Here is an 8,460-nt window from a genome sequence, read left to right on the forward strand (position 1 = left end):
GATAATTATTATCAATAGTAATTATAAATAAAAAATAATTACAAAAAACAACTGAATATAAAGGATGAAATGAAACATGTTACATAAGTCTACTGTACATGCTGGTAATAACCGCTGGATACATATTAAGTTCATATGTTTCATGAGCTTAACAATTTTATGTTTAATTGGATCTATATTTTTAGCCATTTCATTTGGTGCAAAAGATATTCATGTACAAACGGTGTGGGCAGCGGTTTTGGATTATAATCCGAAACTAACACAGCACCAAATTATTTATGAATTAAGGCTCCCGAGAGTAATTGGAGCAGCAGTTGTAGGGGCAGCTTTTGCGGTTGCTGGTGCTGTTATGCAAGGTGTAACACGAAATCCTTTAGCTGATGCAGGTGTACTCGGAATAAATGCAGGTGCGATGTTTGTAGTAGCACTTAGTTTTGCTTTTTTCCCACATATGCCGTATTCCTATTTAATGATTGTTTCCTTTATTGGAGCTGTCTTAAGTACAGTGCTTATTTTTGTTATTGGATCAGCAACATCAGGCGGGTTAACACCAATGAGGTTAACGATTGCTGGAGCGGTTATGGCAGCACTTTTACATTCATTAAGTTCAGGTGTTGCGATTTATTATGATTTAAGCCAAGATTTAGCGTTTTGGTATGCTGGTGGTGTTGCAGGGGTTAAGTGGGAACACTTGAAATTTTTAGTCCCTATTATTCTTATAACGATTATTTTCGCGACAATGCTAGGGAGATCTATTTCACTCATATCAATGGGAGATGATGTTGCTACAAATTTAGGAGTGAAAACGAACCGAACGAGAATACTAGGGATGATTATAGTAGTTATTCTGGCAGGTGTTTCTGTTTCAGCTGTTGGTTCTATTGGATTTGTAGGACTAGTTATCCCGCACATTGCTAGAAAATTAGTTGGTGTTAATTATAGACTCATTATTCCTATGTCAGCATTATTAGGAGCTATGTTATTAGTTGTAGCTGATTTAGGGGCAAGAACAGTAAATCCTCCTAAGGAACTTGCGATAGGGATTATGGTAGCTCTTGTTGGAGTTCCATTCTTCCTCTATATAGCACGTAAAGTTGGGAGGGAGTTATAAGTGAAGGATCTTTTTAACAAGGATAAAAAGAGAGCTATTACTGTAACTACAATCTTCGGATGTATAAGTATCGCTGTAATTTTAATTAGTTTAAATACAGGGACACTGAGTATAGCGCCACTTAGAGTAATTGAAACACTTTTGGGTTATGGTAATTTTGAGAGTGCAACCGTGCTATATGATTATCGTATGCCAAGAATAATAATCACGATGTTAGCCGGTATTGGTCTTGGTATTTCCGGTGCGATTTTGCAAGGGTTATCACGGAATGCACTTGCAGATCCTGGTATTCTTGGGCTGCATGCAGGTGCATCTTTCGGGCTAATTATATTCGTTACTTTCTTTCATTCTATTAATGAGAATGCATCGATTTTAATACCGTTATTTACATTTGGCGGAGGGTTATTAGCTGCATTTCTTATTATTTTACTTGCGAGTGATCGGTCGAAAGGTTTACTTCCCATTAGACTTATTCTCGTTGGTATTGCTGTTTCAGCTGGCTTTAGTGCAATTTCGTTATTTTTCTCTCTCAAGTTAAATGATGAGACGTATACATTCGCTTCTAGATGGCTAGTTGGCAACGTGTGGGGAAGGGATTGGATTCATGTCCTAGCGTTATTACCTTGGATTTGCATACTTACCCCGTATGCATGGTTAAAATCTAAAACGTTAAATGCATTGTCACTAGGTGATAGTGTAGCAGCAGGACTTGGTGTTCCTGTTCAAAAAGAACGGTTATTACTTTTAGCTACAGCGGTTGGATTATCTTGCGGGAGTGTATCGATGGCAGGAGGGATTGGTTTTATCGGTTTAGTTGCTCCGCATATCGCGAGGAAGTTAGTAGGTACTACATATCAACACTTTCTTCCTTTAGCTGGCATTATCGGAATGATTATTTTAGTACTAGCAGATACGATAGGTCGCTCTATATTTGAGCCAAATTCTATTCCGGCTGGTGTAGTAGTGGCCGCATTAGGAGCACCGTATTTTCTTTATTTACTTACAAAAACAAAATAAATAATTCAAAGAGGAGAACATATGAAAAAGAAACTTACTATTTTATTTAGCATCATGTGTATTTTAGTATTAGCAGCATGTGGTCAAACGAAATCTAATGAAGAGGCAACGAAAAAAACGGAAAAAAGTAATGACCCAAAAATTGCTTCAATGTCTATTCATTTAACAAATGATTTACTTGCATTAGGAATTACACCAGTAGGTTCTGTTATTGGTGGAGATTTAAAAGATTTCTTACCGCACGCTAAAGAGAAGTTGAAAGATACGAAGAAGCTTGGTGTTGTAACAGATCCGAATATGGAAGCGTTACTTCAATTAAAGCCAACTGACATTTATGTTGATGAAAAATATGCTGGTAAAGATGTAGCGAAATACGAAAAAATTGCAAAAACACATTCTTTCAATTTAGATGAAGGTACGTGGAGAGATCATTTAAAACAAGTTGGTAAACTTGTAAACCGTGAGAAAGAAGCAGATAAATATATTCAAGATTACGAAGAGCAATCAAAACGAGTAAAAGGTTTAATAGATAAAGAGCTAGGTAATAACGAAAAAGTAATGGCAATTCGCGTTACTGCAAAAGAATTGCGTGTATTTAGTACGAAAAGACCGATGGGACCAATTTTATTCCAAGACTTAGGGTTACAGCCTGCAAATGGTGTAGAGAAAATTGATGGAAACCGCCCTTTCGAAGTCATTTCACAAGAAGTATTACCTGACTTTGATGCAGATGCGATTTTCGTTGTTGTAAATAGAGATGATAAAGCAAAAGCAGCATTTAAACAACTTCAAGAAACGCCAATTTGGAAAGACTTAAAAGCAGTTAAAGGCAAGCACGTATACATTATCAATGATCAACCATGGCTGGACTATTCTGCTTTAGGAAACAAAATGGCAATGGATGAAGCGGAGAAAATGTTTACGAAATAATATAGTTTTGCTATTAGGAAAGGCCCTCTAAATTTGGAGGGCCTTTCTATTATTGTTAGAATAAATAAAAAATTATACAATGAAGTTAATTCAATATGGAGGAGATGTGCCAATGTCAGCGCTTATTGTAAGTATCCCGTTTATGAAACAGTTTATGGAATAAGGGGATAAATAGTCTAAAATAAGTATCCCTGTTATTTAAAAGGGGGAGTTTGAAATGACAATGAATCTTTTTCGAAATAAAACGATTAAATTATCAGCTATGAGAGAAACAGATGCTGAAGTAATGGCTATGTGGCAAGAAGATAGTGAGTATTTAAGAAATGTTGATACAGATGTAGCATTCCCGCAATCTTTAAATGAAATAGCAAGTGATGAGTTATTAAAAGGACGGAGATCGAATAGTGTTTCTTTCATGGTAAGGACAGTTCAAGAAGATCGCTTAATTGGTTTTGTGGCGATTCATGGTATAGAGTGGAATAACAAAACAGGTTTATTAGCCATTGGTATAGGAGATGCGAATGATAGAGGAAAAGGATATGGGAAAGAAGCAATACATCTTATTCTAAAGTATGCTTTCTATGAATTGAATTTACACCGCATCGGTCTCGATGTTATTTCGTATAATAAACCTGCCATTGCATTGTATAAAAAGATGGGTTTTCAAATGGAAGGCTGTATGAGAGAAGCGGTTCAAAGAGATGGGAAGTGTTTTGACCGTATGATTATGGGGATATTGCGGGATGAATGGATAGAGCTGCAAGGTTAGAAAGTACATTCGAAATTATATATGTAGTATGCAGGAGATATAATGGTAATTGGCGAAAATTTACAGTGTGTTGATTGAATTTATAAGGAGTCATGTAAAATGAATTTAGAAAAGGCAAAACCAGTAAATGAAGAGGTCGCCGAATTAAAAGAACTTATTAAAGAGTTACACGGAAGTGTGCACCAACTTCAAAGTGAAGTGCAGCAACTAAGGCACGAAAGACCAGTTGTTGAAGTGAGAAAAGGTGTTCAATTATCACCAACAATTGTCGGACAAATTGGTGGTATGATTTTAGGTGGTTTAGCAATTATCGGTATATTTTGGTGATGAAAAAAGGTTTGCAGCACGGATGCTGCAAACCTTTTGTATTTGACGATATAATTTCATGCAATACAACTTTTACATTAAATAACGTAAATATATATAAGCATGTGATAACAAGAGTGCAACAATAGTTAATGGTAAACCAATTTTTAAGAAGTCCATATAAGAGAAGCCATGTCCTTCACGTTTTGCAATACCAGCAACGACTACGTTTGCAGATGCACCGATTAGTGTTCCATTTCCTCCTAAGCAAGCTCCAAGAGATAACGCCCACCATAGTACTTCGATTTGCGGAGAATCGACAGATAGTCCGAGTCCTGTAGCTAAGTCTTGAATAAGAGGAATCATCGTTGCGACAAATGGGATGTTGTCGATTGTCGCAGATGCGATGCCAGATACCCATAAAATAAGTATAGCTGCGAATCCGATGTCACCGTTTGTTACGTCGATTACTTCTCTTGCAAGTGAAGAGATAAGTCCGATATCAATTAACCCGCCAACGAGAACAAATAATCCGGCGAAGAAGAAAATGGTTACCCATTCAACATGGGCAAATACATCTTCAATATCATGTTCTTTCACGCCGATTAACATAAGAAGTGTAGCGCCTGTCATCGCGATAACAGCAGCGTCTACATGAATAATCGAATGAAGTACGAAGCCTAAAATAGTTAGTCCTAAAATCGAAATAGATTTTAAAAGGAGGCTTTGATCTTTAATGTAATCTTTTTCGTTTAATGCCATTAGTTTTTCGATTTGTTCAGGTGTTGTTTTTAGTTTGTTACGATACATGAAGTAAATAATGCCAAGTGTCACGATAGAAATAATAATTACGATTGGAGCTAAGTTAAGTAAAAAGGCGTTAAAGTCTAAATGCTTGTTTGCTGATCCAATCATAATATTAGGTGGATCACCGATTAATGTTGCTGTTCCGCCTATATTTGAAAACAGCACTTCTGAAATCAAATAAGGCACAGGATTTACTTTTAAAATACGTGTAATGGATAATGTAACAGGAACGATTAATAAAACAGTCGTTACATTGTCCAAAAATGCTGATCCGAAAGCAGTTAATAGGGATAGTAATAATAAAATGCGAATCGGTTTTCCACCAGCTGCTTTTGCCGCTTTAATGGCCACAAATTCAAAGACGCCTGATTGACTCGTAATATGTACGAGAATCATCATCCCAATTAAAAGGGTAATCGTTTCCCATTGAATATGTGATGTGAAAGCAGTATGTAAATCTACAACTCCAAAAATAATCATAATAGCAGCACCGAATAGTGCGATTACAGCACGATTCAATTTCTCAGAAATAATAAATCCGTACGTGATTAAAAATACGGCAATTGCAAAATAATATTGCCAATTTGCTACTTCATGTGCTGACTGTTCCAATCATGTCACCTTCTTTAAATTATGTATTCAATTGTCGAAATGTATCTCGCTGCAATAATACGGGATAAAATATATTGTAGCAAATTCAAAAAAGAAAGAAAACTATTTAACAAAGTGAAGGAAAAAATGTATTTTTTACATATCATATAAAAAATATAAAAAACACAGTGCAAATTATTAGGAAAAGTGAGCGTTGTCCTCTAATATAGAGATAGCAATTTACATTATTTTTGCGTAAAATGGTTTAAAGAGGTGAATTCCGATGGAAATAGTAAAAGATAGTTCTCTTATTCAAAATGAAATTGAACGTTTTGTAAATAAAGATGTATATATTCATTTAGAAACGACAAACGGAGCGTATGCATCACACATAAATGAAAAGATGATGACAGTTGGTGCTTTCATTCGAAATGCGATTATCCGTTTTGAACGCGGGAAGATAACTGGAACAAATCCATACCGAGTTGGTTTGAAAATGGATCACGGTTGGGTATATGCTGAAGGTATTACGCACTGGGAAGTAGACGATCAAGAGCGTTTATTATTAGCTGGACATGATAATTTAGGTCGTCTAGCAGTTGCACTTGAGTTAAGCTTAACACCATTTAAGTAAGAAGGAGGGAAACTTATGGAGAGACATGTACTTGTTGTATTTCCGCATCCAGATGATGAAGCATATGCTGCGGGAGGAACAATTCGCTTATTAACAGATCAAGGAGTACCTGTAACGTATGCATGTGGTACTCTAGGACAAATGGGACGTAACATGGGTAAGAACGTATTCGCTAACCGTGAAACGATTCCACATATCCGTAAGAAAGAATTGAAAGATGCTTGTGAAGCGATGGGTATTAAAGATTTAAGAATGCTTGGCTTCCATGATAAAACGTTAGAATTTGAAGATGTTGATTTCGTTGCTGACAAAATTGAAGCAATTATTCAAGAAGTAAATCCATCTCGAATTATTACATTTTATCCAGAGCACGGTGTACATCCAGATCATAATGCATTTGGCCGCGCTGTCGTTCGCGCTGTATCACGTATGCCAAAAGAAGAGCGCCCAGTTATCCATGCTGTTGCGATTACGAAAAATCGTGAAGCAGTATTAGGAGAACCGGATGTTGTAAATAACATTAGTGAAGTATTTGATCATAAATTAACTGCATTAGGTGCGCACCGTTCACAAACAGAAGCAATGCTTGAAGACACGCATGCAAAAATAAAAAACAAAGATGCAGCAACATTAAAATGGCTGCAACTTGAACAGTTTTGGACTTATAAATGGGAGTAGGCTAGAAGGATACCTTCTAGTTGCTCTTACATAGAAAAAGCGCCGTCACTTGTGATGGCGCTTTTTCTTGTTGAAGACTATATATTTCTTAGGGTGCTTCAAAATTTTTAAATTAACGTGCAGTATAGCCTCCATCAACAAGAAGTGTTGTACCGTTAACAAAACTAGCATCATCACTTGCTAAAAATAAGACAGCTTTAGCGACTTCTTCTGGTGTTCCAAGTCTGCCTTGTGGATGAAGTGAAGCTAAATATTCTTTCTGTTCAGGATTAACACTACCAAGTAAAGGGGTGTCAATATAACCGGGGCACACCGCATTAATACGTATTCCATATTTAGCGTAGGCAGTACATAAATTTTGAGTTAATAGTTTCACACCACCTTTTGCAGAGGAGTATGCTGTTGGGGTAGGTAATGAAACAAAACTATGAATTGAACCAGCGTTAACGATGACACCACCTGTACCTTGTTTAAGGAATTGTTCAATCGAATATTTATCAGAAAGGAATACCCCAGACAAATTAATATCAATAGTTCTTTTCCACTTTTCATAGGATAATTCGTTTGCTGGTGCATCATCAGCAACGCCGGCATTGGCATACATAATATCTAATTTACCGTATGTACTTACTGTCTCATGAATTAGCTGTTTAATATCTGCCTCTTTTGTTACATCAGTTTTAATAAATAACGTATTATATCCATGTGCATTCAATTCATCTGATAGTTCTTTTCCACGTTCAGAAAAGTCAGCAATAACTACTTTTGCACCTTCTTCGATAAAAAGACGAACAGTAGATTCGCCAATTCCACTTGCACCACCAGTTATGATTGCTACTTTGTCTTTCAATTTCATATAAACCTCTCCATTCATCAATGAATTTAAGTCGAATTTTTAAATCTGGTTATATCACTATTAACCTTAAATAGTAAGTAGATAGAAGAAAAAGCTCGCGTTTACTTAATTGTGAGAGTGCTATTTTTTCTTTAGTGTACTTTTTGATACAGTTATGGACGAAAATATTAATTTGGTCAATCTTATCATTAGATTGAATATTTGGTAAAGAGCTCTCGAACAGAGCGAGTACGGATGCTGAAAAATTAAAATAAATATGAAGTATTATTTGTAGGGTAAGGAACAAGGGGGAGAGAAGCATAACGAAAACTACTACTCTATTTAAATAGGAAAAAACCTTGCAGGGGGGCAAGGCTTTAAACAGGGTATTAAAAATGATTGATTTATTAAGAAGAACTTCTTCTTGTGAATAAACTAATTTTAGCATGATAACTCATATGTATGTGTTACGAATTTGTGAATAAAAACTCAATGATAAAAGTATGAGTGAAAGGAAATAATGTATTTGAAATATGTATTATTACACAAAGTTTAGTTGAAATAGTGAGGAAAATAAAAAAGCGCAATGAGCAAAATAATTAAGAGACGAATTATATGAAAGATTAGTTGAACGCCTAATATTTAATTTGTTTTACTATATTATAAATTCCGATGATACAAAATTCAAGAAATGACTTATCAATATAAAAACAAAAAGTCCTTAGAATCTACGGCTTTAATATGAAAAGATTTTAATCATTGGGCATAAGGGAATTCTATAT

At 35.5% G+C, this 8,460-nt stretch carries 9 protein-coding genes; 7 read left to right on the forward strand and 2 right to left on the reverse strand.

Features of this window, described 5'->3' with window-relative positions:
• Positions 1 to 76: 76 nt before the first annotated feature.
• The 5 genes from ABWK52_RS21915 (at position 77) to ABWK52_RS21935 (ending at position 4,154) form a co-directional block, all read left to right on the forward strand.
• Positions 77 to 1,111, forward strand: a complete 1,035-nt coding sequence (locus tag ABWK52_RS21915; protein WP_000902730.1) for a FecCD family ABC transporter permease — start codon at positions 77 to 79, stop codon at positions 1,109 to 1,111.
• Positions 1,112 to 2,128 (forward strand): FecCD family ABC transporter permease, encoded by a 1,017-nt coding sequence (locus ABWK52_RS21920; RefSeq protein WP_098341064.1) that lies wholly within the window; start codon positions 1,112 to 1,114, stop codon positions 2,126 to 2,128. It abuts the gene before it with no gap.
• A 21-nt stretch (positions 2,129 to 2,149) separates the two neighbouring features.
• Entirely contained in the window at positions 2,150 to 3,058 is a 909-nt protein-coding gene (locus tag ABWK52_RS21925) for an iron-hydroxamate ABC transporter substrate-binding protein (RefSeq protein ID WP_053512649.1), read from the forward strand.
• A 217-nt stretch (positions 3,059 to 3,275) separates the two neighbouring features.
• Complete coding sequence (locus ABWK52_RS21930) at positions 3,276 to 3,827, forward strand: GNAT family N-acetyltransferase (protein WP_000178506.1); 552 nt, start codon at positions 3,276 to 3,278, stop codon at positions 3,825 to 3,827.
• Between the two features lie 99 nt (positions 3,828 to 3,926).
• Positions 3,927 to 4,154, forward strand: a complete 228-nt coding sequence (locus ABWK52_RS21935) for a hypothetical protein (RefSeq protein WP_001047304.1) — start codon at positions 3,927 to 3,929, stop codon at positions 4,152 to 4,154.
• Positions 4,155 to 4,226: 72 nt separating this feature from the next.
• On the opposite strand, the gene ABWK52_RS21940 is transcribed toward ABWK52_RS21935, so the two are convergent.
• Positions 4,227 to 5,552, reverse strand: coding sequence for an ArsB/NhaD family transporter (locus tag ABWK52_RS21940; protein ID WP_061655010.1), 1,326 nt, complete (start codon positions 5,550 to 5,552; stop codon positions 4,227 to 4,229).
• 262 nt (positions 5,553 to 5,814) lie between these two features.
• Between ABWK52_RS21940 and ABWK52_RS21945 the strand changes: the two genes are divergently transcribed.
• Positions 5,815 to 6,165 (forward strand): YojF family protein, encoded by a 351-nt coding sequence (locus ABWK52_RS21945; RefSeq protein WP_000407045.1) that lies wholly within the window; start codon positions 5,815 to 5,817, stop codon positions 6,163 to 6,165.
• A gap of 15 nt (positions 6,166 to 6,180) precedes the next feature.
• Positions 6,181 to 6,843 (forward strand): bacillithiol biosynthesis deacetylase BshB2, encoded by a 663-nt coding sequence (bshB2, locus tag ABWK52_RS21950; protein WP_000439483.1) that lies wholly within the window; start codon positions 6,181 to 6,183, stop codon positions 6,841 to 6,843.
• Positions 6,844 to 6,955: 112 nt separating this feature from the next.
• Here bshB2 and ABWK52_RS21955 read toward each other — a convergent pair whose 3' ends face one another.
• Positions 6,956 to 7,699, reverse strand: a complete 744-nt coding sequence (locus ABWK52_RS21955) for an SDR family NAD(P)-dependent oxidoreductase (RefSeq protein ID WP_000768017.1) — start codon at positions 7,697 to 7,699, stop codon at positions 6,956 to 6,958.
• Between the last annotated feature and the right edge of the window lie 761 nt (positions 7,700 to 8,460).

This window comes from Bacillus sp. AP50, from assembly GCF_040492675.1.
Lineage (GTDB): Bacteria > Bacillota > Bacilli > Bacillales > Bacillaceae_G > Bacillus_A > Bacillus_A cereus.